26 protein-coding genes and 1 riboswitch are annotated in these 25,570 nt (G+C 74.9%); of the genes, 11 read left to right on the top strand and 15 right to left on the bottom strand.

All coding sequences use genetic code 11. The annotated features are described in order from the left end of the window. Positions 1-98: 98 nt before the first annotated feature. Genes hisD (FVA95_RS00335) through FVA95_RS00345 form a run of 3 tightly spaced genes read left to right on the top strand, consistent with a single transcriptional unit; the run spans position 99 to position 2,919 of the window. Complete coding sequence (hisD, locus tag FVA95_RS00335; protein WP_149662393.1) at positions 99-1,424, top strand: histidinol dehydrogenase; 1,326 nt, start codon at positions 99-101, stop codon at positions 1,422-1,424. After that, positions 1,421-2,182 (top strand): SDR family NAD(P)-dependent oxidoreductase, encoded by a 762-nt coding sequence (locus tag FVA95_RS00340; RefSeq protein WP_149662394.1) that lies wholly within the window; start codon positions 1,421-1,423, stop codon positions 2,180-2,182. The genes hisD (FVA95_RS00335) and FVA95_RS00340 overlap by 4 nt, the downstream gene beginning before the upstream one ends. Continuing rightward, positions 2,179-2,919, top strand: a complete 741-nt coding sequence (locus tag FVA95_RS00345; RefSeq protein ID WP_240051162.1) for an HpcH/HpaI aldolase/citrate lyase family protein — start codon at positions 2,179-2,181, stop codon at positions 2,917-2,919. The genes FVA95_RS00340 and FVA95_RS00345 overlap by 4 nt, the downstream gene beginning before the upstream one ends. A gap of 116 nt (positions 2,920-3,035) precedes the next feature. Here the strand turns inward: FVA95_RS00345 and FVA95_RS00350 are convergent, their stop codons facing one another. From FVA95_RS00350 to hisD (FVA95_RS00370), 5 genes are all read right to left on the bottom strand, one after another. Continuing rightward, complete coding sequence (locus FVA95_RS00350) at positions 3,036-3,728, bottom strand: alpha/beta fold hydrolase (protein WP_149662395.1); 693 nt, start codon at positions 3,726-3,728, stop codon at positions 3,036-3,038. A gap of 3 nt (positions 3,729-3,731) precedes the next feature. Beyond that, positions 3,732-4,631: a carbohydrate ABC transporter permease gene (locus FVA95_RS00355; RefSeq protein ID WP_149662396.1), complete on the bottom strand. Its 900-nt coding sequence runs from the start codon at positions 4,629-4,631 to the stop codon at positions 3,732-3,734. Further along, positions 4,628-5,494 (bottom strand): carbohydrate ABC transporter permease, encoded by an 867-nt coding sequence (locus FVA95_RS00360; protein WP_149662397.1) that lies wholly within the window; start codon positions 5,492-5,494, stop codon positions 4,628-4,630. Before FVA95_RS00360 ends, FVA95_RS00355 begins: the two co-directional genes overlap by 4 nt. Positions 5,495-5,561: 67 nt before the next feature. After that, a complete protein-coding gene (locus FVA95_RS00365; protein ID WP_149662398.1) occupies positions 5,562-6,902 on the bottom strand; it encodes an ABC transporter substrate-binding protein in 1,341 nt (446 codons plus the stop codon). A 6-nt stretch (positions 6,903-6,908) separates the two neighbouring features. Continuing rightward, positions 6,909-8,228, bottom strand: a complete 1,320-nt coding sequence (gene hisD, locus FVA95_RS00370; RefSeq protein ID WP_161992148.1) for a histidinol dehydrogenase — start codon at positions 8,226-8,228, stop codon at positions 6,909-6,911. 193 nt (positions 8,229-8,421) lie between these two features. Between hisD (FVA95_RS00370) and FVA95_RS00375 the strand changes: the two genes are divergently transcribed. From FVA95_RS00375 to FVA95_RS00395, 5 genes are all read left to right on the top strand, one after another. Next, complete coding sequence (locus tag FVA95_RS00375) at positions 8,422-9,402, top strand: C40 family peptidase (protein ID WP_149662399.1); 981 nt, start codon at positions 8,422-8,424, stop codon at positions 9,400-9,402. 75 nt (positions 9,403-9,477) lie between these two features. Then, complete coding sequence (locus tag FVA95_RS00380; RefSeq protein ID WP_240051163.1) at positions 9,478-10,677, top strand: precorrin-3B synthase; 1,200 nt, start codon at positions 9,478-9,480, stop codon at positions 10,675-10,677. Continuing rightward, the gene (locus tag FVA95_RS00385) at positions 10,674-11,315 is read left to right on the top strand and encodes a precorrin-8X methylmutase (RefSeq protein WP_149662457.1); all 642 of its coding nucleotides are present in this window, start codon (positions 10,674-10,676) and stop codon (positions 11,313-11,315) included. Before FVA95_RS00380 ends, FVA95_RS00385 begins: the two co-directional genes overlap by 4 nt. A gap of 53 nt (positions 11,316-11,368) precedes the next feature. Then, positions 11,369-12,925: a precorrin-2 C(20)-methyltransferase gene (locus tag FVA95_RS00390; protein WP_149662458.1), complete on the top strand. Its 1,557-nt coding sequence runs from the start codon at positions 11,369-11,371 to the stop codon at positions 12,923-12,925. A gap of 58 nt (positions 12,926-12,983) precedes the next feature. Continuing rightward, a complete protein-coding gene (locus FVA95_RS00395) occupies positions 12,984-13,439 on the top strand; it encodes a GNAT family N-acetyltransferase (protein WP_149662401.1) in 456 nt (151 codons plus the stop codon). Here FVA95_RS00395 and FVA95_RS00400 read toward each other — a convergent pair. After that, entirely contained in the window at positions 13,420-14,049 is a 630-nt protein-coding gene (locus tag FVA95_RS00400; protein ID WP_240051164.1) for an HAD-IA family hydrolase, read from the bottom strand. The two genes, FVA95_RS00395 and FVA95_RS00400, sit on opposite strands and share 20 nt — an antisense overlap. Positions 14,050-14,105: 56 nt before the next feature. On the opposite strand from FVA95_RS00400, the gene FVA95_RS00405 reads away from it, so the two are divergent. Next, entirely contained in the window at positions 14,106-15,122 is a 1,017-nt protein-coding gene (locus tag FVA95_RS00405; protein ID WP_149662402.1) for an alcohol dehydrogenase catalytic domain-containing protein, read from the top strand. An 11-nt stretch (positions 15,123-15,133) separates the two neighbouring features. Here FVA95_RS00405 and FVA95_RS00410 read toward each other — a convergent pair whose 3' ends face one another. Then, positions 15,134-15,889: a cobalt-precorrin-6A reductase gene (locus FVA95_RS00410; protein WP_149662403.1), complete on the bottom strand. Its 756-nt coding sequence runs from the start codon at positions 15,887-15,889 to the stop codon at positions 15,134-15,136. 18 nt (positions 15,890-15,907) lie between these two features. Here FVA95_RS00410 and FVA95_RS00415 point away from each other — a divergent pair, with 18 nt between their 5' ends. Continuing rightward, the gene (locus FVA95_RS00415; protein WP_149662404.1) at positions 15,908-16,570 is read left to right on the top strand and encodes a haloacid dehalogenase type II; all 663 of its coding nucleotides are present in this window, start codon (positions 15,908-15,910) and stop codon (positions 16,568-16,570) included. 40 nt (positions 16,571-16,610) lie between these two features. Here the strand turns inward: FVA95_RS00415 and FVA95_RS00420 are convergent, their stop codons facing one another. From FVA95_RS00420 to FVA95_RS00450, 7 genes are all read right to left on the bottom strand, one after another. Beyond that, a complete protein-coding gene (locus FVA95_RS00420) occupies positions 16,611-17,783 on the bottom strand; it encodes an ROK family protein (RefSeq protein WP_043281129.1) in 1,173 nt (390 codons plus the stop codon). 1 nt (position 17,784) lies between these two features. Next, positions 17,785-19,287, bottom strand: a complete 1,503-nt coding sequence (locus FVA95_RS00425) for a sugar ABC transporter permease (RefSeq protein ID WP_370460807.1) — start codon at positions 19,285-19,287, stop codon at positions 17,785-17,787. Beyond that, positions 19,287-20,060, bottom strand: coding sequence for an ATP-binding cassette domain-containing protein (locus FVA95_RS00430; protein WP_149662406.1), 774 nt, complete (start codon positions 20,058-20,060; stop codon positions 19,287-19,289). The genes FVA95_RS00425 and FVA95_RS00430 overlap by 1 nt, the downstream gene beginning before the upstream one ends. 74 nt (positions 20,061-20,134) lie before the next feature. Beyond that, positions 20,135-21,283, bottom strand: a complete 1,149-nt coding sequence (locus FVA95_RS00435) for a sugar ABC transporter substrate-binding protein (RefSeq protein WP_149662407.1) — start codon at positions 21,281-21,283, stop codon at positions 20,135-20,137. Between the two features lie 203 nt (positions 21,284-21,486). After that, the gene (locus FVA95_RS00440) at positions 21,487-22,215 is read right to left on the bottom strand and encodes an ABC transporter ATP-binding protein (RefSeq protein WP_149662408.1); all 729 of its coding nucleotides are present in this window, start codon (positions 22,213-22,215) and stop codon (positions 21,487-21,489) included. Next, on the bottom strand, positions 22,212-22,979 hold the full coding sequence (locus FVA95_RS00445) for an ABC transporter permease (RefSeq protein WP_193564263.1): 768 nt from the start codon (positions 22,977-22,979) through the stop codon (positions 22,212-22,214). The genes FVA95_RS00440 and FVA95_RS00445 overlap by 4 nt, the downstream gene beginning before the upstream one ends. Beyond that, entirely contained in the window at positions 22,976-24,001 is a 1,026-nt protein-coding gene (locus FVA95_RS00450; protein WP_149662409.1) for an ABC transporter substrate-binding protein, read from the bottom strand. Before FVA95_RS00450 ends, FVA95_RS00445 begins: the two co-directional genes overlap by 4 nt. Before the next feature lie 7 nt (positions 24,002-24,008). Beyond that, a riboswitch (TPP riboswitch) is annotated at positions 24,009-24,098 on the bottom strand. Positions 24,099-24,332: 234 nt separating this feature from the next. On the opposite strand from FVA95_RS00450, the gene FVA95_RS00455 reads away from it, so the two are divergent. Next, positions 24,333-25,055 carry a hypothetical protein gene (locus FVA95_RS00455; RefSeq protein ID WP_149662410.1) on the top strand — a complete coding sequence of 241 codons (723 nt, stop codon included), beginning with the start codon at positions 24,333-24,335 and terminating at the stop codon, positions 25,053-25,055. Positions 25,056-25,063: 8 nt separating this feature from the next. Here the strand turns inward: FVA95_RS00455 and FVA95_RS00460 are convergent, their stop codons facing one another. Beyond that, positions 25,064-25,492, bottom strand: coding sequence for a hypothetical protein (locus tag FVA95_RS00460; RefSeq protein ID WP_149662411.1), 429 nt, complete (start codon positions 25,490-25,492; stop codon positions 25,064-25,066). Positions 25,493-25,570: the final 78 nt, after the last annotated feature.

Here is a 25,570-nt window from a genome sequence, read left to right on the forward strand (position 1 = left end):
GAGCCTAGTGCTCCGCCGGACACACCCTTGACAGCGGCGCGTCGCCGCCGTTCACTGCTGAGCCGTAGCGCATACGTATGCTACCAAGAGAGGGCGGTATGGCGCAGGAACTGAAGAGTGCGACGGGGACGGCCCCGCGCCGCAGCGACGCGGGCGTCGCCGAGCGGGTCCGGGCGATCGTGGACGACGTGCGCACGCGCGGCGACGCGGCGGTGCGGGAGCACGCGGACCGGTTCGACGGCCGCGCCCCGGAGCGCCTGACCCCCGAGCGGGTCGACGAGCTGGTCGCGTCGCTGCCGCAGCAGGTGGTCGACGACATCCGGTTCGTGCAGGACCAGGTCCGGAACTTCGCGCGGGTCCAGCGGGAGTCCCTGCACGACGTCGAGGTCGAGACCCTGCCGGGTGTGGTCCTCGGGCACCGGCACGTCCCGGTCGGCTCGGCGGGTGCGTACGTGCCGGGCGGGCGGTACCCGCTGACGGCGTCGGCGCACATGACGATCGTGACCGCGAAGGCCGCGGGCGTGCCGCACGTGGTCGCCTGCACGCCCCCGATCCGCGGCGAGGTCCCGGCGGCGACGGTCGCCGCGATGGCGCTGGCCGGCGCCGACGAGATCCACGTCCTGGGCGGGGTCCAGGCGGTCGCGGCGATGGCGCTGGGCACCGACTCGGTCTCCCCGGTCGACATGCTGGCCGGGCCGGGCAACGCCTACGTCGCCGAGGCCAAGCGGCAGCTGTTCGGCGAGGTCGGCATCGACCTGTTCGCCGGGCCGACCGAGATCCTGGTCGTCGCCGACGACACCGCCGACCCGCTCACCGTCGCCGTCGACCTGCTGTCGCAGGCCGAGCACGGCCCGGACTCCCCCGCCGTGCTCGTCACGACCTCCGCCGCGCTGGGACGGGCGGTGCTCGACATGGTCGACCGGCTGCTGCCGGGGATGCCCACGAACGACCTGGCCGGGCCCGCGTGGCGCGACCACGGCCGGATCGTGGTCTGCGACGACGCCGACGAGATGTGGCGCGTCGCCGACGACCTCGCCGCCGAGCACGTCCAGGTCCTCACCGCCCGGCCGCGCGAGGCGCTGGACCGGATGCGGAACCACGGGGCGCTGTTCCTCGGCGAGAATACCTGCGTCTCCTACGGCGACAAGGTGATCGGCACCAACCACGTGCTGCCCACCCTGGGCGCGGCCCGCTACACCGGCGGGCTGTGGGTCGGGAAGTACCTCAAGACCTGCACCTACCAGGAGGTGCGCGACCCGTTGGCGAGTGCGGAGCTGGGCCGGGTGTGCGGGCGGGCGTCGCGGGTGGAGCTGTTCGAGGGGCACGCCCGTTCCGGGGACCTGCGGGCCTGGCGGCACGGTGGCGACCGGTTCGACTGGCTGGACGCGGTCGCCCCGGCCGGGAGCACGGTGGCGGGGTCGTGAACGCGGCGGTCACGGGGCGCACCGCGCTGGTGACCGGCGGCGGCAGCGGGCTGGGTGCGGCGATCGCGTCGCACCTGGCCCGCGCCGGCGCCCGGGTCGTGCTCGCCGGACGGCGCGCCGACGCCCTCGCCGCGACCGCGGCCCGGATCGGGCCCGCCGCCCGGGCCGAGACGTGCGACGTCGCCGACCTGGACTCCGTCGCGGACCTGGCGGACCGGCTCGCCGACGAGGAGGTCTCGATCGTCGTCAACAACGCCGGGATCGCCGGGCCGGTCGCCCCGCTGGTCGAGGTGAGCCCGCAAGAGTGGGACGAGGTGTTCGCGGTCAACGTGCGCGGCACCTACCTGGTGTGCCGGGCGTTCCTGCCGCCGATGCTGGAGCGCGGCGACGGCGACGTGGTCAACGTGGCCTCGGTGTCGGGGAAGCGACCGCTCGCCCGGCGCACGCCCTACTGCGCGTCGAAGACCGCGGTGCTGGGGCTGACCTCGACGCTCGCGTTCGAGGCCGGCCCGGCCGGGGTGCGGGTCAACGCCCTGTCGCCCGGCCCGGTCGAGGGTGACCGGATGGAGCGCAACTTCGCCCTCGAGGCGCGGCGGACCGGCACCGACGTCGCCGCGGCGCGCGCGGCGTTCGTCGGGCGGGCCGCGCTCGGCCGCATGATCACCGCCGACGAGGTGGGTGCGGCCGTCGTCGCGATGCTCGCCATGCCGGGGCTGTCGGGCGCCGACGTCGACCTGTCGGCCGGGATGATCGCGTGAGGGCGCGGGTCGCCGCCGGGGAGCGGCTCGCCGGGGCCCTGGTGCGGATGCCGTGCGAGGAGATCGTGGAGATGCTCGCCGTCGCCGGTCTGGACTTCGTCCTGATCGACTGCGAGCACGGCCCGGCCGACGTGTCGTCGCTGCGGACCCACATCGCGTTCGCCGACGCGCACGGGCTCCCGGTGCTGGTCCGGCCCGGGGAGGGCGAGCACCACCTGGCCCAGCGCGCGCTCGACCAGGGCGCCCGCGGGATCGTCGCCCCGCACGTGGAGGACGCGGAGCAGGCCGCCGCGCTGGTGCGGGCGCTGCGGTACCCACCGCACGGGACCCGCGGGTTCGCGACCTACCCGCGGGCGGGCCGGTTCGGCGAGGTCACCGCGGCCCAGCACCGGGCGTCGGCGCAGGACGTCCTGGTCGTGGCGATGCTCGAGTCACCCGGCGCCCTCGCCCGGGCCGGGGAGATCGTCGGGGTGGACGGGATCGACGGCTGGCTCGTCGGCGTCGCGGACCTGGGCGCGTCCCGCACCGACGCCGACCCGTCCGTCGCGGAGCTGCTGGAGGCGGTGCGCGCCGACCCGGCGCTCCGCGGCGCCGCGCGGGCCGACCTCGCGGGTTCGGCGGACGCGGCCGCGGCGTCGTTCGACGGCGGGGCGCAGCTGGTGGTCTACAACCTGACCGCGGTGATGATGGCGTCGTTCCGGGAGCTGGCCGCGGCGACGGGCCGAGACCGGCCGTGATCGCCCCGAGCGAGGGTTCCGGTGCCACGGACGGCACCGGAACCCTCGCTCGTGCTGATCGTGCGGCCGGGTGGGCGACTCGGCTCCCCACCGCGCGGGCGTCGTCGGACCCGCGATCAGCGTGCGTACCGCTCGTGCACCTCGGACAGCCATTCCCCCAGCAGTGTGGCCACCGTGTCCTGGGCCTCGACCGGGAGCAGGTGACCGACGCCCGGCAGCACCTGCAGCCGGGCGTCCGGCGCCAGCTCGGCGATCTCGGTGTGCCGCTCGACCGGGCACAGCCGGTCCTGCTCACCGGCCAGCACCAGGGTCGGCACCGCGACGGCGGGCAGGGCCGGGCGCTCGTCGACGCGGGTGCCCTGCAGCCGCAGCTGGGCCGCGAGGCGCCGCTCCCCCGTCTCGTCGGCCATCTGCAGGGCGGTGGCGTCGAGCGACCGGTCGTGCAGCAGCAGCTCCAGCGGCTGCAGGGCCCGGGCGGGGGCGCCGTCGTCGAGCCGGGTCAGCGCCGCGTCCCAGCCGGCGCGCTGTTCGGGGGTGGGCGCGCGGGCGTTGGTCGCCATCAGGCACAGCCCGGCGACCCGCTCCGGGGCCCGCCGGGTCAGTGCCATCGCGACGATCCCGCCCAGGCTGAGCCCGCCGAGGGCGAACCGGTCGGGCAGCGCGTCGAGGAGCGCCTGGACCTGCTCGTCGAGGGTCGGCCGGTCGAGGACCGGGTGCAGCGCTCCGGCCCCCGCCGGGCCCCACAGCCGGGCCGAGCAGTTCATGCCCGGCAGCAGGACCAGCGGCGGGGACGACGGGACGGCGGGCACCGCTCAGCCCTTGACCGAGCCCGCGCCCAGACCGGCGACGAGGTAGCGCTGGGCGACGAAGGCGAACCCGATCACCGGCAGCGTCAGCAGGATCGCGACGGCGCCGGCCTGCTGCAGCATCGGCAGGGTCTGCCCGAGCTGGGTGGCGATGAACACCGGGACGGTGCGGGCGACGACGTCGGTGAGCACGTTGGCCGTCAGGTACTCCTGGAACGCGAACAGGAACATGAAGATCCCCGCGGTCAGGATCCCGGGGCCCATCAGCGGCACCATGACCCGCCAGAGGATCTGGAAGCGGCTGCAGCCGTCGAGCATCGCGGCCTCGTCGAGCTCCTTGGGGATCTCGGCGAAGAAGTTGCGCAGCAGCCAGATCGAGAACGGCTGGTTGATCGCCACGAGCGCGGCGGCGACGGCGAAGGTCGTGTCGTAGATCCCCAGCGAGCGCGACAGCTCGTACATCGGCAGCACGACCGCGAAGCGGGGCAACGCACGGAAGATCAGCGCCGTGATGAGCAGGGCCACCGACACCCAGCCCGGGTAGCGCGACAGCGCGTAGGCGGCGGGGATGCCGATGAGCAGCGCGATCACCGTGCTGATCAGCGCGACGACCAGGGTGTTGATCAGGTACCGGTAGAACTCGGTGGTCTGCCACAGGTCGACGAACGCGGTGAACGTCGGGGTCCAGGTGAACACCGGCGGGTCGAGGAAGGCGACGTCGGTGGGCTTGGTGACCGACATGGCCGTCCACAGCACCGGGCTCAGCATCACCCAGCAGACCACCAGCAGCAGGCCGCCGACCAGCACGGTCCTCCCCCGCGGGCGGCGGCGGGCCCGGGCGGGGCCGGGATCGTCGGACGGGCCGGGGGCGGTGGTGGCCGGCGGGGTGGTCTGCACGCTGGTCACTGGCGGGCCTCCTTGGCCATGTCCCGGATGAACGGGGAGAGCAGCAGCACGATCAGGACGATGAGCAGCACGTTGATCGCGCTGCCGAGCCCCAGCTGCTGGCCGCCGTCCTGGAAGGCGATGTTGTAGATGTAGAGCATGATCGACTCGTTGCCGATCTGCGGTGCCTGTGGCGAGAGCGGGACGAGCTGGTCGAACGTCCGCAGCACGTCCATGATCGAGATGATCGAGACGAAGGTGAGGACGCCCCGGATGCTCGGCACGATCACGTGCCAGTGCACCCGCCAGCCGGTCGCGCCGTCGATCCGGGCGGCCTCGACGATCTCCCCCGGCACGCCCTGCAGCCCGGCGAGGATCACCAGCATGGCGAACGGCAGCATGAACCAGACCGTGTCGAGCCCGATCATGACCCGGTTCGCCCACGGCTCGGTGAACCAGAGGATCTCGGCCCCGGTGAGCTCGGTGATCAGGTAGTCGACGACGCCGCCGAAGTTGGAGTCGAACAGCCAGGAGAACATCGTGGCGCCGACGACGTTGGGCACGACGTAGGACACCAGCAGCACGCCGAGGACCCAGGGGCGGGACCGGCCGAGCCCGTTGACCAGGACGGCGAGCAGGTAGCCCCCGACCAGCAGGACGGCGACGACCGCGGCGGTCAGGCCGACGGTGAACAGCACGGCCCGCCCGAGCCGGGGGTCGGACAGGGCCTGGGCGTAGTTGTCCAGGCCGAGGAAGGTGCCGGGTTCGCCGTAGTTGACCCGCTGCAGGCTCCACTCCACCGTCTTGTAGAGCGGGAACAGCAGCAGGCCGAGCATCACCAGCAGGCTCGGGGAGACCAGCCCCAGGAACTCGCGCCTGCGCATGATCGCCTCACCTCGCTCTCGTGGGTGGTGGGAAAGGGGGCAGCGCCAGTACCTCAGCGCCGGTACGTCAGCGCCGGTAGTCGGCGACGATCGCGGTCGCGATCTCCTGCATCTGCCGCTGCCCGTCGGGGATCGTCGTCCGGCCGGCCAGCACGTCGGCGACGACCGGGCGGGTCTCGTTGCTGATCCGTGAGGTCCACGGGAACGGCTCCGGCGGCGGGGCCTTCCCCAGCGCCGTCAGCTGCGCCGGTGCGAACGGGCTGCTCGACGGCGTCACGCTGCCCTCGCGGGCCGGGAAGGCCGCCGGCACCGCGGCCCGCGACGCCTCCTCGCCCACCGAGGCGGCGACCAGCCGGAACAGCAGGTCCTTGTCCACCTCGGTGTTCTCCGGGATGGCCCACCCGTCCACCGACAGGGCGTTGTAGAGGACGTCCCCACCGGCGACCGAGGGCGGCGCGGCGAACCCGAAGTCGGTCGCGAACCGGCTGTTGGCGGGGTCGGTGAGATCCAGCATGCGGCCGCTGAACATGATCGCGATCGCGGCCGAGCCGTTGTACATCTGCTGCTGCACCGCGGGCTGGGCGAACGTCGTCACCTGCGGATCCATGAACGGCAGCAGCGACCGCAGCTCGGTGAAGGCCCGCGCGGCCTGCGGGGTGTCGAAGTTCGGGCGGCCGGTGTCGCGGTCGACGTAGTCGGTGCCCAGCGAGCCCAGCGCCGCGTCGTAGGCGGTCGCGACGTCCGAGCTCGCCAGCAGCGGCAGGGCCAGCGGGTAGCGGATCCCGCCCTCGCGCTGGATGCGGTCGGCGGCCTGGCGCAGCTCGGCGAAGGTCCGCGGCGGGGTGATGCCGAGGCGGTCGAACACGTCGCGGCGGTAGGCCATGACGAAGGTCTGGGCCTGCATCGGGATGCCGTAGAGCTTCCCGTCGTAGGACAGCGCCTCGCGCATCTCGGGGTTGAGCCGGTCCAGACCGAGCTCCGCGCCGTAGCGGGCCATCAGGTCGTCGAGCGGGTGCAGCTTGCCGGTCGAGGCCTGCTGCGGGACGACGAATCCGTAGGTCTCGAGGATGTCGTAGGTGCCGTAGCGCCCGGCCAGGGTGGCCGTCGTCTTCTGCGACTGGCCCGCGTAGTCGACCGGCTCGTGGTGCAGGGTCACCCCGTCCTTGGAGCAGCTGCGCACCATCGAGTTGGTGAACGGGTCGATGGCCGAGGAGTTGTAGGCCAGGACGTTGACGTCCACCGACGACGGTGGCGGCGGGAAGTCACACGGGACGAGCGTGGCGGTGGCGGCGGGGGTCCGCGACCCGGCGCCGCACCCCGCGAGGAGCAGGACGACGGCGAGCCCCACCGCGACCACCGGCAGGCGTGCGCCGCGACCGCCGACGGTGCCCCGTGTATACATACGCATGCGCGTTCAGCTCCTGAGCGCGTCGAGTCGAATGCGGGCGCTGTCACGGTGTCCGACGAGCTGCTCGAAGTCGGACACGGTCACGGTCGGCTCGGCCTGGGCCCGGGTCGCCTCGCGCGTGGCCCGCTGGTAGGTCAGCTGCTTGAGGAAGCCGGCCACCGACAGCCCGCCGGTGTAGCGCGCGCCCCGGGTCGTCGGCAGCACGTGGTTGGTGCCGGACATGCCCTTGTCGGCGTAGGCCACCGTCGAGTGCGGACCGAGGAACAACGAGCCGTAGTTGCGCAGCCGCCCCAGCCACCAGTCGAGGTCCTCGGCGATCACCTCGAGGTGCTCGGGGGCGAGGGTGTCCATGACCCGGGCGACGGTCTCGCGGTCGGGTGCCAGGTAGACCGTGCCGTGATCGCGCCAGGCCGCGCCGGCGATCTCCGCGGTGGCCAGGCCCGCGAGCTGCTTCTCGATCTCCCGCGGGACCTCCTCGGCCAACCGCTCGGAGGTGGTGGCCAGCGACGCGGGCGAGGTCGGCCCGTGCTCGGCCTGGGCCAGCAGGTCCGCGGCGACGGTTGCGGCGTCGGCGGTGTCGTCGGCGATCACCGCGACCTCCGACGGCCCGGCCAGCACGTCGATGCCCACCTGCCCGTAGAGCTGGCGCTTGGCCTCGGCCACGTAGGCGTTGCCGGCGCCGACGATCATGTCCGAGGGCGTCCCGTCGAGCAGCCCGAACGCCATGGCGGCGAGTGCCTGCACACCGCCGACGGCGTACACCGCGTCGGCACCGCTGATGTGCGCCGCGTAGAGCACGGCCGGGTGCGGGCGCCCGTCGCGCGAGGGCGGCGTGGCCGCGACGATGTTCGGCACACCCGCCACCCCGGCCACCCCGACCGTCATGAACGCGCCGGCCAGCAGCGGGAACCGGCCCGCCGGGAGGTAGGCGCCGACGTTCCCGACCGGGATCAGACGCTGACCACACACCACCCCGGGCAGGACCTCGGCCTCGAAGTCCTGCAGCCGGTCCCGCTGCATCTGCGCGAACCGGCGGGTCCGGTCCGCGCCCGCCTCGAGCGCCTCGCGCAGGTCCGCGGGCAGCTCGTCCCCGGCACGGGCGAGCTCGGCGGGGCCGACGAGCAGGTCGGTGCCGGTGAACCCGTCGAGGTCCCGGGCGTAGCGCAGCACCGCGTCCATCCCGCCGGCGGAGATGGTGCGCAGCATCTCCGAGACGGTGGCAGCCACGGCCGGGTCGCGCAGGTCCGCGCTGTCGACGACGGCCGGCGCCTTCGCCACGGTGACGGGCGACCCGATGCGACGCAGGTCCGCTTCAGTAAGATGCATACGCATACACTAAGAGCAGCGGGGGGACCTGACAAGAGGCTGACGACGTTCGGGCCGCTCGGCCCACCTCCCGGTACCCGGCGACGACCTGCGAGGCGGGTCGTGAACGGTGGGCGGGGCCACCCCACTCGTCGTGGTGACCCGGCGGTGTGGCTGCTTGCCCCGGCGCCCCCGGCTGTCGAGAGTTCCCACCGTGCCCCGTGTCCTGTCCGTCCTGTTCGCCGCGGTGCTCGGTTGTGCCGTCCTGCCCGCGGCCGCCGTCCCCGCGGCCGCCGAGGGGCCGGGACGGACGTTCGTCGCCGTGTCGGTCGCGACCGTGTGGACCTCACCGGACAGCCCGCGCCCGCGGGACCGGGCCGCCGTCGCCACCCCGGCCGACCCGGCCGGGTGGCTGGGGTCGATGAGCAGCGCGGACCGCCGCGAGCTCACCACCGCCTCGCGCACCCAGACCCAGGTGCTGCTCGGCGCCCCGGTGACCGTGACCGCGCGTCGCGACGGCTGGGCGCAGGTCGTCGTGCCCGGCCAGCCGTCGGGCAAGGACCACCGTGGCTACCCCGGCTGGGTCCCCGAGGCCCAGCTCGTCGACGACCCGGCGTTCGGCGCGCTCGCCGCGGAGGCACCCGCCGGCACCGTCGACGGCGTCGCGACGGCCTGGCTGTACCGCGACGCGGCCCGCACCGAGCGGCTGCGCGAGGTCAGCGTCGGCACCCGGCTGCCGGTTGTCGGCGAGGCGGGCGACGCGGTCCGGGTCGCGCTGCCCGGCGGCGACCAGGCATGGACGGCGGCGGAGACCCTCCGGCCGGGGGCGCCGCCCTCTCCGACCGGGGAGGGGCTGGTCGCGACCGCGCGGCTGTTCCTGGACCGTCCGTACCTCTGGGGCGGGCGCTCCGGGTTCGGCCCGGACTGCTCGGGCCTGACCGGGCTGGCCCACGCGCTGCACGGGATCACCGTCGGGCGCGACGCTTCCGACCAGTCCCGCGGTGGACGGCAGGTCGACGACCCCGCCGACCTGCGGCCCGGTGACCTGCTGTTCTGGAACTCCCCCGCGACGCACGTCGCGATGTACGCCGGCGGCGGCACGATGATCGAGGCGTTCGACGCGGCCACCCCGGTCCGGGTGACCCCGGTGCGGTTCGACGCGACGTACTCCGGGGCTCGCCGGTACCTGCGGTGATCTGAACACCTGACGAGGTGTGACCGCCGCCCCGGCAGGTCCCTTCGGCGGTCTCGGATGCCTACAGTGTCCGGCGTGCCGTCGCCGACCACCCGTACCCGCACCGACGCCTGTCCCGGCGTCGTCTCGCCGCACGCGGCCGCGGACGGGGCGCTGGCGCGGATCCGGCTGCCGGGCGGGACCGTCACCGCGGCGGCGCTGCGGGCGGTCGCGGCCCTGGCCCGCGAGGCCGGGGACGGCGCCGTCCACCTGACCTCGCGCGGGAACCTGCAACTGCGCGGCCTCGACCCGGCCGACCCGCGCCCGGTGGAGCGGCTGACCGTGGCCGGGCTGCTGCCGTCGACGACCCACGAGCGGGTCCGCAACGTGCTGGCCTCCCCGCTCTCGGGTCTCGCCGGCGGCCTCGCCGACGTCCGCGGTCTGGCCACCGCGCTCGACCGCGGCCTGTGCGCGCGCCCCGCGCTGTCGGCGCTGCCCGGCCGGTTCCTGTTCGCCCTCGACGACGGCCGCGGCGACGTCGCCGCCGAGCGTGCCGACCTGTGCTGGCGGGCACGGGGCCCCGACGAGGGCGAGCTGCTCGTGGCGGGCGTCCCGACCGGCCTGTGCTGCTCCCCCGCCGAGGCGCCCACGCTGCTGCTCGACGCGGCCACGGCGTTCCTCGACCTGCGGGCCGCGCACGCCGCCGACCCGGCCGCGCGGGCCTGGCGCGCCGCGGAGCTGCCCGGCGCCGCGACCGGGGTGGCGGCCCGGCTGCGCGGACACCGGTCGGTGTCCTCCCCCGGTCCGGGGCACCACGACAGCACGCCCGGGGATCCCGGCCCGGTGCTCGTCGGAGCGCTGGGTGGCGGTGCGCTGGGGGTCGCGCCGGTGCTCGGGGAGCTGTCGGCCGGGCAGCTGGACCTGCTGGCCGAGTCGGCTCCGCAGCTGCTGGTCACCCCGTGGCGCACCCTGGTCCTGCCCACCCCCGCGCCCGGTGCCGCGGCCCGGCTGGCGGCGGCAGGGCTGGTCGTCGACCCCGGGCACCCGGCGGTGCGGGTCAGCGCCTGCGCGGGCGCTCCGGGATGCGCGAAGTCCCTGGCCGACGTCCGAGCGCACGCGCTCGTGCTGATCGCGCAGGGCGGGCCGCGGGCGGGCGCGGGGCCCGACGCGGTGCACGTCGTCGGCTGTGGCCGGCGCTGCGGCGCCCCGCACACGGCGCACCGCGACGCGGTCGCCACCGGGCCGGACACCTACGTCATCGACGGACAGACGATCACGACCGAGGAGCTCCGCTGAGCGGGTACGACTACATCACCGACGGCAACGAGATCTACCGCCGCTCGTTCGCGACGATCCGCGCGGAGACCGATCTCTCCGGGCTCCCGCCCGGTGTCGACGACATCGCCGTGCGCATGATCCACGCCTGCGGCCAGGTCGACCTCGTCGACGACATCGCCGCCTCCGACGGCGTCGTCGCGGCCGCCCGCTCCGCGCTGCGGGCCGGTGCCCCGATCCTGTGCGACACGATGATGGTCGCCTCCGGGGTCACCGCCGCCCGGCTCCCCGCGGACAACGAGGTGCTCTGCCTGCTGCGCGACACCCGGGTCCCCGACCACGCGCGCCGGATCGGCAACACCCGGTCCGCGGCCGCGCTGGAGCTGCTCGCCGACCGCTTCGAGGGCGCGGTGGTCGCGATCGGGAACGCCCCGACCGCACTGTTCCACGTGCTGGACCTCATCGACCGCGGCGACGCCCCCCGCCCGGCCGCGATCATCGGCATCCCGGTCGGGTTCATCGGCGCCGCCGAGTCCAAGGTGGCCCTGTCCGAGCGGACCGACCTGGAGCACCTCGTCGTCCACGGCCGTCGTGGCGGGTCGGCGATCACCGCGGCGGCGCTGAACGCGCTGGCCCACGAACAGGAGATCATCGCGTGAACGCGCAGCAGCACAGCGTGAACGAGCCTGCGAGTGACGCGCAGCGACACAGCGTGACGGGCACCCTCTACGGCGTCGGCCTCGGTCCGGGCGACCCCGAGCTGACGACCATCAAGGCCGCCCGGCTCGTCCGCGACGCCGACGTCATCGCCTACCACTCCGCGCGGCACGGCCGCTCCATCGCGCGCCGGATCGCCGAGCCGCACCTGTCGGGCACCGCGATCGAGGAGGCCCTGGTCTACCCGGTCACCACAGAGGCCACCGACCATCCCGGCGGCTACCAGGGCGCGATCGACGCGTTCTACGCCGAGGCCGCCGCCCGGCTCGCCGCGCACCTCGACGCGGGCCGCGACGTCGTGCTGCTCGCCGAGGGCGACCCGCTGTTCTACGGCTCCTACATGCACATGCACAAGCGCCTGGCGGGGCGCTATCCCACCGAGGTCGTGCCGGGTGTCACCTCGATCAGCGGTGCGGCCGCGGCGATCGGGCAGCCGCTGGTGGAGCGCGACGAGGTGCTCACCGTACTCCCGGGCACGCTGCCCCGTGAGGAGCTGGCCCGGCGGCTCGCGGGGACCGACTCGGCGGCGGTGATGAAGCTCGGGCGCACCTTCACCGCGGTCCGCGGGGCGATGGCCGACGCCGGCGTGCTCGACCGGGCCCGCTACGTCGAGCGGGCGACGATGGAGGGCCAGCGGACGGGGGCGCTGTCCGACGTGGACCCCTCGGACGTGCCCTACTTCGCGATCACCCTGGTGCCCGGCGAGGTCGCCGCATCGGTGCCCGAGGAGGCCGTCGCATCCGTCGCGGAGCGCGGGGGCGCGGCGGCCGAGGAGCGGTCGGTGCGCGGGCCGGGTGAGGTCGTCGTGGTCGGGACCGGGCCCGCCGGGCGGGACTGGCTGACCCCGCAGGTCGCCCGCGCGCTGTCCGAGGTGGACGACCTCGTCGGCTACGGCCCCTACCTGGACCGGGTGCCGCCGAACCCGCGTCAGACCCGGCACGCCTCGGACAACAAGGTCGAGTCCGAGCGGGCCGCGCACGCGCTGGACCTCGCCGCCTCGGGCCGGCGGGTCGCCGTCGTCTCCGCCGGGGACCCGGGGGTGTTCGCGATGGCGACCGCGGTGCTGGAGGTCGCCGCGGAGCCGAAGTACCACGACGTCCCGGTCCGGGTGCTGCCCGGCATGTCCGCGGCGCAGGCCGTGGCGGCCGCCGTCGGCGCCCCGCTGGGGCACGACCACGCCCTGATCTCGCTGTCGGACCGGCTCAAGCCGTGGGACGTCGTCGCGGACCGGCTGCGTGCCGTGGCCGCGGCCGACCTGGCGATCGCGATCTACAACCCGCGCTCGAAGGCCCGGCCGTGGCAGGTCGGCGCGGCCCGCGACGTGCTGCTGGAGCACCGCGCCCCGGACACGCCGGTGGTGCTGGGCCGCGACGTCGGCGGCGCCGGGCAGCGGGTCGTCGTCACCACGCTGGGCGAGCTGGACCCGGAGCAGGTGGACATGCGGACCCTGGTGGTCGTCGGCTCGTCGACGACCCGGGCGGTCGAGCGCGGCGGCACGACCGTCGTGTTCACCCCCCGGCACTACGGCTCCGGCGGCACGACGACCGACTGATCACATCAGCTCGTTGACGACATCCTGACGGATGCCGGTTCCGCGCTAGCGTCACGCCGTGCAACTGCGGGTGAGGCGATTCGGGCCCGACGACTGGGAGCAGGCCCGCGTGGCCCGCCTCGCGTCGGTGCGGGACGGGTTCGGTGAGGACAGCGACTTCTACCGCGAGCAGGCCGCGCTCGAACCGGCCGCCTGGCGGGTGGTCCTGACCGAGCACGTCCGCTTCGGTGCCTTCGACGGCGACCGCCCGGTCGGCACCGCGTGCTGGCGGGCCGGTGACGACGGCGACGGCCGGCTGTACGGCATGTGGGTGCACCCCGACCTTCGCGGCACCGGGGTGGCCGACGCGCTGGTCGACGCGGTCACCGCCGTCGCGCGCGAGCACGGGTCGCGCACGCTGTCGCTGAAGGTGGAGCCGGACAACGCCCGCGCGATCGCCTTCTACCTCCGGTCCGGGTTCGTCGCCGACGGCGTGCCCGGTCCGGGGCTGACCGTCATGAGCCGCCCGGTCTGACCGCGTCCGCGAGCCCCAGCAGGGCCGTGAGCTCGGGCAGCCCGGAGGGTCGCAGGTCCCCGTCGAGTCCCCGCAGCGCCGCGGTCGCCGCGCCGGCGGCCCGGACCGCGTCGAGCCCGGCCTGCGCGTCCTCGACGACGAGGCAGGTGGCCGGGTCCACCCCGAGCTCGGCCGCCGCGGCGCGGTAGCCCTCCGGGTCCGGCTTGCCGTGCCGCACGTCGTCGCGGGCGACGAGCACCGGTGCGACGATCCCGGCGGCGCCGAGGCGGGCCTCGGCGAGCCGCCGGTCGGCGCTGGTCACGACGGCCCACGGGATCCGCGTCGCGTCGAGGGCGGCGAGCAGCGCGTGCGCGCCGGGCAGCGCGACGACGTCGTCGAGGTCGTCGTACTGCAGCTCGAGCTGGCGGGCCACGGCCGCGTCGAGCGCCGCACCGGTGAGGTCCGGGCGCAGCAGCCGGATCGTGCCGTCGCTCGGCACCCCGTGCGCGACGCGGACCAGGTCGGCCTCGGCGACGCCGTACTCGCGGGCCCAGGCGGCCCAGGACCGGGCGACCGCCTCGTCGGACTCCACCAGGGTGCCGTCCATGTCGAACAGGATCGCGGCGTACACCGCACCACCTCTTTCCCTCGGACGGCGAGCATATCGAGCCTGGAAGGATCCCCTCCATGCGAGCAGTACGGATCACCGCGTTCGGTGCGCCACCCGAGGTCGTCGACCTGCCGGACCCCACCCCGCCCGCGGGCGGGGTGGTCGTGCGGGTGGAGGCGACCGGGTTGTGCGCCAGCGACCGCTTCGCCTGGGCCGGGCACGACGGCGACGTGACGCTCCCCCACGTCCCCGGCCACGAGCTGGTCGGGCGCGTGGTCGCGACCGGCACCGGGGGCACCCGGTTCCGGGCCGGTGACCGGGTCACGGCGCCGTTCGTCTGCGGCTGCGGTGTGTGCCCGGACTGCCGAGCGGGCCGCGCACAGGTCTGCCCGCACCAGCAACAGCCCGGCTTCACCCACGACGGCTCCTTCGCCGAGCTCGTCGCGCTGCACCATGCCGACCACAACCTGGTGCCGGTCCCCGACGACGCCGACGCCGCCGGGGCCGCGCTGCTCGGCTGCCGGGTCGCCACCGCGCACCGGGCGCTGGTCGGGCGCGGCGGGCTGGTCGCCGGGGAGCGGGTCCTCGTGCTCGGCGCGGGCGGGGTCGGGCTGGCCGCGGTGCTGATCGCGGCGGCGCTGGGTGCCGAGTCGGTCGTCGCGGACCCCTCGCCCGCGGCCCGGGCCCGGGCGGTCGAGCTGGGCGCGGTGGCTGCGGTGGACACCGCCCACGGCCCGGACGCGGTCCGCGAGGCCATCGGCGACGGCGGCGCCCGCCTCGCGGTGGAGGCCGCGGGCCGGGCGGACGCCCTGGACCTCGGCGTCCGGTCGCTGCGCCGGCAGGGGACGCTGGTGCAGGTCGGCCTGCTCGCCCGGGAGCCGGTGGTGCCGGTGCCACTGATGATCGCGCACGAGCTGACGGTCACCGGGAGCCACGGCATGGCCGCCGCGGACTACCCGGAGCTGATGGCACTCGTCGCCGACGGGCGCCTCGACCCGGGCCGGCTGGTCACCCGGCGGGCCGGGCTGGAGGCGCTCGCCGAGGCGCTGGCCGCGGCCCCGGAGCCGGGCGGGATCCTCGTCGGCCTGCCCTGAGGTCGCGCTGGTCAGGCCCCGAGCAGCCGGGCCAGTGCCGCCTCCACCGTGGACTCCACCGCGACCCCACCGGGCAGCGGCGGCCGGTCGACGACGAGGACCGTCACCCCGCGCTCCCGGGCCGCGGCGAGCTTCGGCGCGGTCGCCGCGCCGCCGGAGTCCTTGGTGACCAGCACGTGCGGGACGACGGCGTCGAACAGGGCGCGCTCGTCGTCGAGGGCGAACGGGCCCCGGTCGAGCAGCAGCTCGTGCCGGGCGGGCAGCGGGCCGTCGGGCGGGTCGACCGCCCGGATCCAGAACGCCGCGTCGACATCGGCGAAGTGCGCCAGTCCCCCGCGGCCGGTCGTGAGCAGGACCCGCCCGGCGGGGCCGGGGAGCAGGTCGGGCAGCGCGGCCGCCGCGGCGGCGACCGAGGGGACCCGGTGCCACCGGTCCCCCGGCCCGGGCGTCCAGCCCGGCCGGCGCAGCACGACCAGCGGCACCCCGGTGCCCGCGCAGGCGGCGGCCGCGTTCGCGGTCATCGTCGATGCGAACGGATGGGTGGCGTCGAGCACCGCCGCCACCCGCTCGGCACGCAGGTGCGCGGCCAGCCCGTCGGCACCGCCGAACCCGCCGATCCGGACCTCGCCGTCGGGCAGGGTCGGGCTGCGCACGGCCCCGGCCAGCGACGACACGACCCGGACGTCGTCGCGGACGGCCAGCGCGGCGGCCGCGGCACGGCCCTCGGTCGTACCGCCGAGGACCAGCACCGTGCGGGGAGCACTCACACCCGTCAGGGTAGGGGGATGGCGATCACGACCGTGGTGTTCGACGTCAACGAGACCCTGTCGGACCTGACACCGATGGGGGCCCGGTTCGCCGAGCTGGGCGCACCGGAACGGCTCGGGCCGCTGTGGTTCACCGCGACCCTGCGCGAGGGCATGGCGCAGGCCGCGGGCGGGGAGCTGACGACCTTCGCCGAGCTGGCGACGGCCACCGCGGCCGGGCTGCTGCGCCGGCACGGGGTCACCGACCCCGACCGGGGCGCCCGGCACGTCGTCGACGGGTTTCTGGAGCTTCCGGTGCACGACGACGTGCACGGCGGCGTCGCGGCGCTGCGGGCCGCGGGGCTGCGGCTGGTGACGCTGTCGAACGGCGCCGCGTCGGTGGCCGAGCGGCTGCTCGGCGACCACGGCCTGCGCGAGCAGTTCGACGCCGTGCTGTCGGTCGAGGACGCCGGGATCTGGAAGCCGGCGCCGGAGTCCTACCGGTACGCGCTGCGGGCCTGCGGGGTCGACGCGGACGAGGCGGTGATGGTCGCGGTGCACCCGTGGGACCTGCACGGCGCCGCCCGGGTCGGGATGGCGACGGCCTGGCTGGACCGCCACGGCGACACCTGGCCCGGGTACCTGAGCCCACCGACGTTCACCGTCGGCGCGCTGGCCGAGCTGGCCGGCCACCTGAGCTGAGCCGCGGGGCGCGGAAGTGATCCCGGCCCCCTGCCCTCGGTCAGACCGCGGCCAGCACCGGCTCGAACGCGATCTCGGCCGCGCCGACCAGCGCGCCGTCGCGGCCGAGCGGGGACACCGCGAGCCGGGTCCCGCCCGTGGCCCGGCTGACCAGGCTGCGCCGGCGCAGCTCGGAGCCGACCCGTTCGACGACCGACGGCGGCAGCGCCCCGAACAGGTCCCCCAGCACGACGAGCTCCGGGGCCAGCATGTTCACCACCGTGACGAGCCCGGCGGTCATCCATCCGGCGTAGTCCGCCAGCAGCCGGTCGGCCCGGCCCGGTACCGCGGCCAGGTCGCGCAGCTCGGCGACGAGCACCCCGCGCGGGGTGTCCTCGGGCAGCCCCAGCGCTCGGCACAGCGCGGGCTCGCCGACCTCGGTCTCCCAGCAGCCGTGCGAGCCGCAGAAGCACTCCCGCCCGTCCGGTCGGACCATGAGGTGCCCGAGCTCGCCGACGTAGCCGCCGGTGCCGCGCAGCGGCGTCCCGCCGGACACGACACCGCCGCCCACGCCGACGTCGGCGGACAGGTAGACCATGTCGGCGACGTCGCGGCCGATCCCGCGCAGGTGCTCGGCGAGCGCGCCGGCCTCGGCGTCGTTGGCGACCTGCACCGGCCGGGCCAGGACCGCGGCGAGCCGGGTGCCCAGGTCGACGTCGCGCCAGCCGAGGTTGGGTGCCTCGTGCACGAAGCCGTCGGAGCGCCGGACGACGCCGGGCACCGACACCCCGACCGCCTGCTCGGCGACGCCCAGCTCGTCGCGGAGCAGGGCGGCGGACTCGGCGAGGTGGGTGATCACCTCGCCGGGCAGCCGGGTGGTGCGGTGCAGGTTCCAGCTGTGCCGCCCCAGGATCTGGCCGCCGATGCCGACCATCGCCAGCGCCACCTGCTCGACCCGGATGTCGACGGCGAGCACCACCGCCGCCTGCGGGTCGGGCAGCACCAGCAGCGACGGCCGCCCGGCCCCCGAGCGCCGGGCCGGGACGGCCTCGGTGACGACGCCCGCCTCGGCGAGCCCGTCCACCACCGCCTTGATCGTGCTGCGGTTGAGGCCGAGCTCGCCGGCCAGCGTCGCGCGGGTGCAGGGTCCCTCGACGTGCAGCCGACGCAACAGGACGGCCCGGTTGTGCCGGCGCGCGTCGTCGGGTCGGGTCCCCGATCCGGGCTGGGTCATGTCACCGGCCGGTGGCCGCCGCCCGGCGCCGTGACGCCACGTCGACACCGGCCGCGAGCAGCAGCACCAGGCCGGTCACCACGAACACGACGGCCGCGGGCTGCTTGAGCAGACCGAGACCGTTCTGCACCGTGGCCAGCACCGTGCCGCCGATGACGGCGTTGCTGATCCGGCCGCGTCCGCCGAACAGCGAGGTGCCGCCGATGACCGCGGCGCCGACCGCGAACAGCAGGGTGTTGCCGCCACCGGCCGCCGGGTTCACCGACCCGATCTTCGACGAGTAGACGATCGCGCCGATCGCGGCGAACGCGGTGGAGATGACGAACACCGACGCCCGGATGCGGGCGACGTCGATGCCGGCCCGGCGCGCGGCCTCCCGGTTGCCGCCGACGGCGTAGACGTGGCGGCCGAACCGGGTCCGGTCGAGCACCCAGGTGCCGAGCACGAGCAGGACGAGCACGATCGGGACGACGTAGGGCACCCCGGCGATCGAGATGACGCCCGGCGAACGGTCCTGGACCAACGCGAACGTCACCAGGCCGCCGAGCACCACCACCGCTCCGATCTTCAACGCGACCAGTCCCGTCGGCGGCGCGACCAGCCCGCTGCGCAGTCGGGTCCGCAGCCGGACCGTCTGGACCAGCGCGTAGCCACCGGCGACGATCACGAACAGCACCCACGACGCCGTGACCGAGAGATTGCCGTTCGCCACCGCGTTGATCAAGGGGTCGCGCAGCGCGATGGTGCCGCCGTCGCCGATGAGCTGCAGGATCACCCCCTGCCACGTGATGAACAACGCCAGCGTCACGACGAACGACGGCATCCCGATCCGGGCCACGAGGAACCCGGTGAGGCAGCCGATCACCACCCCGACGCCGACGGCGAGCCCCATCACGGTGAACGCGTTCGCCGGGACCCCGATCACGAGCACGACCGCGGTGAGCAGGCTGATCACGGACCCGGCCCACACCCGGACCAGCGCCGCGAGCACGGCACCGGCCAGCATGACCGCCACCAGCAGGACGAACACGGTGGTGCCGGTGGCGCCGAGCACGTTGCCGTCGCTCATCAGGTGCAGCGCCATCAGCGCCGCGGCCAGCCCGGACGCCGTGCCGGCGGCCAGGTCGATCTCCCCGGTGAGCAGCACGAACACCAGGCCCATCGCGATGATGGTCGGACCGGCGCCCTGCTGGAGCAGGTTGGCGAGGTTGAGCAGACTCGGGAACGTGCCGCCCGAGTCGAGCACGCTGAACAGCACGAACAGCGCGGCCAGGCCGAGCAGCGCGGGCAGCGAGCCCAGGTCGCCGCCACGCAGCCCGCGCAGGTAGGCCGTGATCGCCTCGCGGGTGGTGCGGGCGGTGGTGTCGATGCCGAAGTCGGCGGCCCGGTTGCCGGGGTTCGCCCGGCGGGCCGCGCTCTGCTCCTGCTCGGGCGCGGGCGTCCGTTCGGTCACGGTGTCTCCTCCCGGGCCGGCCGGGCCGGACGGGTCGGAGTGGGGGGCCATCAGGACACCGCCTGCTCGGGCCGCGGCAGCCCGAGCTCGCCGGAGCGGCCCGCGGTGATGAGCTGGACGACATCGGAGTGGGTGACCTCGCGGGTCGGGACCTGCGCGACCATCCGGCCGAGGTAGAGGCAGGCGATCCGGTCGGACACCTCGAAGACGTCGGCCATGTTGTGGCTGATGAGCACGACGCCGAGGCCCTGCTCGGCCAGCCGTCGCACGAGGTCGAGCACCTGGCGGGTCTGGGCGACGCCGAGCGCCGCGGTCGGCTCGTCGAGCAGCACGACGCGCGAGTCCCAGAGCACCGCCTTGGCGATCGCGACGGTCTGGCGCTGCCCGCCGGACAGCGACGCGACCGGGGTCCGGACCGAGGTGACGGTGCGTACCGAGAGTGACGCGAGGGTGTCGCGGGCGGCCTGCTCCATCGAGCCCTCGTCGAGCATCCAGGAGCGGCCGCGCTCGCGACCGAGGAACATGTTCTGGACGATGTCGAGGTTGTCGGCGAGCGCGAGGTCCTGGTACACGACCTCGATGCCGAGCTTGGCGGCGTCCGACGGGCCGGCGACGGTCACCGGAGCCCCCTCGAACAGCACCTCGCCGGAGTCGATCGGGTGGATCCCCGCGACGCACTTGACCAGGGTGGACTTTCCCGCGCCGTTGTCGCCGACGAGCGCGGTGACCTCGCCGGCGCGCACGGTCAGGTCGACGTCGTGCAGGACCTGCACGGCGCCGAAGCTCTTGGACACACCGCGCAGGGAGAGGGTGGGGTCGGCCACTTCGGGCACCTTCCACGTGGGCGCCGGCCGGGCCGCGGCGGGGTCACCGCCGCGGCCCGGACCGGCTGCGGGTCCTACTTGATGCCGAGCTGGCCGCAGGCGGCCTGGGTCTCGGCGTTGCAGATCTCCGAGGCCTTGACGTAGCCGGCGTCGGTGACCTTCTTGACCGAGTCCTTGGTGATCAGCTGCGGCTCGAGCAGCACCGACTTGACGTCGCGGTTGCCCTTCGGGTCCGTGACCGTCTGGGTGGCGACGCCGTCGGCGGCCGCGGTGTCGCCCTTGGCCAGGGCACCGGCGAGCTTCGCGGCGGCCTGCGCCTCCTGCTCGATCGGCTTGAACACCGTCATGTACTGGTCCCCGCGCAGGATCGCGGCGAGCCCGTCGGCGGTGGCGTCCTGGCCGGTGACCACGACCTTGCCGTTCAGGCCGTACTTGGCCAGCACCGTGACGATGGCGCCGGCGAGGCCGTCGTTGGCGGCGACGACACCGTCGACCTTGCCGCCGTTGCCGGTGAGGATCTGCTCGAAGGTGGTGCCGCCGACCTGGTTGTCCCACTTGTCGATCTTCTGGCTCTGCACGAGCTTCAGGGCCCCGGACTCGTACTTGGGCTTCAGCACGGTCTGCTGGCCGTTGTAGAACAGTGTCGCGTTGTTGTCGGTCGGCGCGCCCTCGATCTCGATGACCTGGGCGCCCGGCTTGTTGCCGATGCCCTGGACCAGGCCCTCGCCCTGCAGGGCGCCGACCTTCTCGTTGTCGAAGGAGACGTAGTAGTCGCTGACGCCGCCGAGGTTGAGCCGGTCGTAGTCGATGACCGGGATGCCCTGGGCCTTCGCCTTCTGGGCGACGGCGGTGCCGCCGTCGCTGCTGATCGAGGCGATGATCATGACCTTGACGCCGCTGGAGATCATGCCGTCGGCCAGGGTGGAGAACTTCTGCTCGTCGCCCTGGGCGTTCTGGATGTCGGGGTCCATGCCCTCGGCGCGCAGCGCCGCGTCCAGCATGGGCTTGTCGAAGCCCTCCCAGCGGGCCGAGGAGTCGGTCTCGGGGAGGATCACCCCGACCTTCACCCCGCCGCCGGACCCGCCGGAGCCACCGCCGGCGGTGTCCCCGCCGCCGCCCGCGCTGTTCTGTCCGCAGCCCGCGACGGCCAGCAGCAGGCCGAGGCCCGCCGCCGCGACCGCCCGACGCAGCCGGGGACCGCGCCCCGTGTTCCGTGCCCCCATCGGGGTCTCCCTCCACGACGTTGTGGACCGCTCGCATGATCACGAACGGGTGAATGTTGCGAGCGCCAACGTATTGGGCGGAACCGGCTCCGCAACAGCCTTCTGAATCGAGACAGTTCCCGTTTCGTCATCACGATCCGGTCACGAACGCCGACTTTGTTGCCCTCCGACACGATCCGGAGCACCGGAACGTCGGCCCTGCCTCAGCCGCGCAGGGTGTCCAGCAGGTCCGCCTCGACCGCGGCCAGCACCGGGTCGGTACGGCGGCGCGGGCGCCCCGCGTCGACGACGAGCTCCCGCACCACCGTCGCCGGGCGCGGCGAGAACACCAGCACCCGGTCCGAGAGCAGGGCCGCCTCCCGCACGTCGTGGGTGATCAGGACCGTCGTCCAGCCGTAGCGGGCGCGCACCGACTCCAGCCAGTCCTGCATCGCGGTCCGGGTGAGCGCGTCCAGCGCGCCGAACGGCTCGTCGAGCAGCAGCACCTGCCGGCCCGCGACGACGGTGCGCAGCAGCGCCGCGCGCTGGCGCATGCCGCCCGAGAGCTCGCCCGGGCGGGCGTCCTCGAAGCCGGCCAGCCCGAACGGCTCGAACAGCGCGCGGGCGCGCTCGCGGGCCTCGCGGCGCGGCACGCGGGCGACCTCCAACCCGAGGGCCGTGTTGTCGAGGACCGTGCGCCACGGGAACAGCAGGTCCTGCTGGGGCATCAGACCGAACGGGGCACCGCGCACCGGGCCGCCGTCGACCTCGACGTCGCCGGTCACCGTCGCCCCGTCGAGGATGCCCGCCAGCGCCCCGAACAGCGTCGACTTGCCGCATCCCGACGGCCCGACGAGCGACACGAACTCCCCCGGTGCGACGTCCAGGCTCACCCCGGACAGCACCGGCAGGTCGCCGTAGGACACCGACAGGTCGCGCACCACGACCTTCACCGCGCACCTCCTCCGTCGTGGTCGGCCACGTACCAGGGCGTGACCAGGCGCTGGAGCAGGAAGGTCAGCGCGAACAACGTCACCGACAGCACGGCGGTGACGCCGACCGCGGCGAGCACCAGGTCGGTGCGGAACTGGTTCTTCTGGAGCTGCATGAAGATGCCCAGGCCGGCCCGGGCGCCGACGTACTCGGCGAAGATCGCCCCGGTCACCGCGTAGGTGATCGCGATCCGCAGCGCCGTGAAGAACGACGGCAGCGCCCCCGGCAGCCGCACGTAGCGGAACCGCTGCCAGCGCGAGGCACCCATCGACCGCAGCAGGGCGGTCGCGGCGCGGTCGGTCGCGGCGAAGCCCTCGATCAGCCCGACCGCCACCGGGAAGAACGTCACCAGCGCGATGACCAGCACCTTCGGCAGCAGGCCGAAGCCGAACCAGATGATGAGCAGCGGGGCGATCGCGACCACCGGCAGCGTCTGCGAGGCCACCAGGAGGGGGGTCAGCGCCCGCCGCAGCCAGGGCGAGAAGTCCACCGCGACCGCCGCGGCCCAGGCCAGCGCCATCGAGACGGTGAACCCGATCAGCGTCACCTGGATCGTCGGGAGGGTGTTCGCCCAGAGCTCGGCCCGGAACGCCCAGCCCTGCTCGACCACCCGCAGCGGCGAGGGCAGCACCTGGGGCCGGGTGCCGGCGAGGGTGACCGCGACCTGCCAGCCGAGCAGCAGTGCGGTGACCAACGCGGCGGCCGGCCACAGCCGGCGGGTCACGGTGCCAGGTAGTCGTTGGTGAACCAGGTCGAGAAGTCCGGCTTCTGCCGCACCGGGGCCCCGTCCGGCCCCGCGACGGTGCCGGTGTCGTAGAGGAACCCGGAGAAGCCGGCCCACTGCTGCGGGGTCTGGAACCCGACGCGGCCCTGCGCGTCGCGCAGGAAGCGCTCGCTGAGCATCTGCGCGCCCCGGTCGACCAGCTCGTCGGAGGTGAACGAGCCGGGGTTGGCCTCCTTCAGCATCCGCGCCGCCGTCGCCGGGTCCTGCGCGGCCAGCGCGTAGCCCTTCTGGACGGCCTGCACGAACCTGCGGGCGGTGTCCGGGTTGTCCCGCAGCCAGGTCGAGTTGCCCAGCAGCAGCACGTTGTAGGAGTCCGGGAAGCCGTAGTCGGTGTAGCGGAAGGTACGGATCGGCTCGCCCCGCAGCTGCGCCTCGATCCCCTCGACGTTGACGAACGGCTCGGTGAAGTCGGCCTGCCCCGAGTAGAGCGCCTCGTAGGCGGCGGTGGACAGCACCTCGGTGCGGAAGTCGCCGCGCCCGCCGTCGGCCCGGATCACGGCCTGCATCTTCTGGTTCTCGCCGGGCCCGCCGAACCCGGCGTAGACCTTCCCGTCGAGGTCGCGCGGCCGCGTGAGATCGGAGCGGTCGGCGCGCACGGCGATCTCGGTGGCCCAGTGCTGCAGGATCGCCATCACCGAGGTGATGTCGGCACCCGCGGCCTTGGAGAAGGTGAACGAGTCCTGGAAGCCGATGCCGAAGTCCGCGGCGCCGGAGCCGACCAGGGTGTCCGGCGAGGTCTGGTTGTAGGGCAGGAACTCGACGTCGAGACCGGCGTCGCGGAAGTAGCCCGCCTGCTGGGCGGCGAACAACCCGATGTGGTTGGTGTTCGGCGTCCAGTCCAGCGCGACGCGGATCGGCCCGCCCCCGGCCGCGGCCCCGGAGCCGTCGCCCGCGGCGCAGCCGGACAGGGCGAGCGCGAGCGCCAGCACGACGGCCAGTGGACGGAGAACACGTGACAGCACGGGGCGGCCTCCCTACGCCGGTGTGACCCGGATCAGGTTCGAACGGTCGGCGGCCGGTCCTGCCGCCCTCTCAGCCTCGGTGCGCGGGCTCCCGCGGTACGTCCGGAGACCTTACGCGGCCCGCCCGGTCCCGCCGGGGCGACGTCGGTCGCACCGGGCCGTCCGGACACCCCCCGTCACCAGAGTCGCGGCTTCGGTCACCTGCGGTGATCGGTCGGGTGCGCCGGGCGAGCCGCCGTCCGCGGCGGTGACCACGATCGTTATCCTCGCCACCACACGCGCGACGCTGTGTCACGGACCCGCTCGCGGGAGCTGACGCGGAAGGGACGAGATGGCGGCCTCGCTCTGGACCTCCGGCACGACCGGGCGGCCGACGCCCGACCCGGCGCCCGCCCTGGTGCGGGTCGCGTTGCAGGCCGGCTCCGTCTCCGTCGCGCACGCGGACGTCGCCGCGATGCTGTCCGGGATCTGCGTCGCGCTGGTGCCCGCCGCACGGGTCGGAGGTGCGGCGCTGCTGCTGCGCGAGCCCGCCGACCCCCGCGACCCCGAGGCCCGGCGGGTCTTCGGGTCCGACACCGCGGCCCTGCGCCTGGGTGAGCTGCAGCGCCGGGCCGACGCCGGGCCGGGCCCCGCCGCCGAGCGCGGCGACCGCACGCTGACCACCCCGGACCTGACCCGGACCGGGCCGCCCGAGCTGGCCGCGGCCGCGGCCGACTGCGGCCTGGTCCGCTCGCTGTCGGTGCCGGTCCCGGTCGCCGGGCGTACCGCGGGCGCCCTGCAGCTGTTCGCCCGGGGCGGGCCCGACGACCCGCTGGGCGAGCGGCTGGTCGTCGCGCTGGCGCCGGTGGTCACCGCACTCGCGGCCCGGCTCACCGACGTCCGCGAGCTGGCCCGGCTGCAGCTGCGCACCGCGGCGTCCGCGGTGCCCGAGCAGTCCGACGCGATCGACCGCACCGCACTGATCCCGGCGGCTCGCCGCTCCCCCGCGGCACCGGTGGCGCCGCGGGTGCCCGCCCAGCGGCAGGCCCGGCACCGCCGGCGCGACCAGACCTGAGCCCGGGGTCAGACCTCCGGGCGGTCCTCGCGGGCCGCGCCCCGTTCGAGGAGCTGCTGGTGCTCCTGCAGGTAGGCCGACGCGCGCTGGCGGCTGACCCCGAACAGCCTGCCGATCCCGGCGATCGACTCGCCCTCGCCGTGCAGCGCGACGGCCTCCTCTCGGCGGAACCGGCCACCCACGGCGCCCAGGCCGTCGAGGGTGCGGGTGAGGGTCTCGACGATCAGCGGCCGTGCCTCGCGCGGGACGATCTCCCGCCAGCTCAGCCCCTGTGCCCGCAGTTCCTGCAGCTCGGCCACCCGTCGGCGGGCCGAGGACAGCGCGGCGACCGACGTGTCCAGCTGGGCCGCGAGGGCGGCCAGCGCGGTGTCGGCGTCGTCCGCGGGCCGGTCGCGGAGGTCCGCTCCGTCGTCCGCACCACGTTCGGTCGTCGTCACGCCGTCGAGCGTACGGGGGCGGCGACGACGGGCGGTGGCCGCGGCGTACCGTGATCCACGCAAGGGGGGTTGCTCCCT

This window comes from Pseudonocardia sp. EV170527-09, from assembly GCF_008369905.1.
Taxonomy (GTDB): domain Bacteria; phylum Actinomycetota; class Actinomycetes; order Mycobacteriales; family Pseudonocardiaceae; genus Pseudonocardia.

What these genes read in the sequence shown, in the direction of transcription:
- hisD (WP_149662393.1), top strand. Translation starts at nt 99, where the DNA reads ATGGCGCAGGAACTGAAGAGTGCGACGGGGACGGCCCCGCGCCGCAGC.
- FVA95_RS00360 (WP_149662397.1), bottom strand. Translation starts at nt 5,494, where the DNA reads ATGCGCAGGCGCGAGTTCCTGGGGCTGGTCTCCCCGAGCCTGCTGGTG.
- FVA95_RS00365 (WP_149662398.1), bottom strand. Translation starts at nt 6,902, where the DNA reads ATGCGTATGTATACACGGGGCACCGTCGGCGGTCGCGGCGCACGCCTG.
- hisD (WP_161992148.1), bottom strand. Translation starts at nt 8,228, where the DNA reads ATGCATCTTACTGAAGCGGACCTGCGTCGCATCGGGTCGCCCGTCACC.
- FVA95_RS00405 (WP_149662402.1), top strand. Translation starts at nt 14,106, where the DNA reads ATGCGAGCAGTACGGATCACCGCGTTCGGTGCGCCACCCGAGGTCGTC.
- FVA95_RS00415 (WP_149662404.1), top strand. Translation starts at nt 15,908, where the DNA reads ATGGCGATCACGACCGTGGTGTTCGACGTCAACGAGACCCTGTCGGAC.
- FVA95_RS00420 (WP_043281129.1), bottom strand. Translation starts at nt 17,783, where the DNA reads ATGACCCAGCCCGGATCGGGGACCCGACCCGACGACGCGCGCCGGCAC.
- FVA95_RS00425 (WP_370460807.1), bottom strand. Translation starts at nt 19,287, where the DNA reads ATGGCCCCCCACTCCGACCCGTCCGGCCCGGCCGGCCCGGGAGGAGAC.
- FVA95_RS00435 (WP_149662407.1), bottom strand. Translation starts at nt 21,283, where the DNA reads ATGGGGGCACGGAACACGGGGCGCGGTCCCCGGCTGCGTCGGGCGGTC.
- FVA95_RS00455 (WP_149662410.1), top strand. Translation starts at nt 24,333, where the DNA reads ATGGCGGCCTCGCTCTGGACCTCCGGCACGACCGGGCGGCCGACGCCC.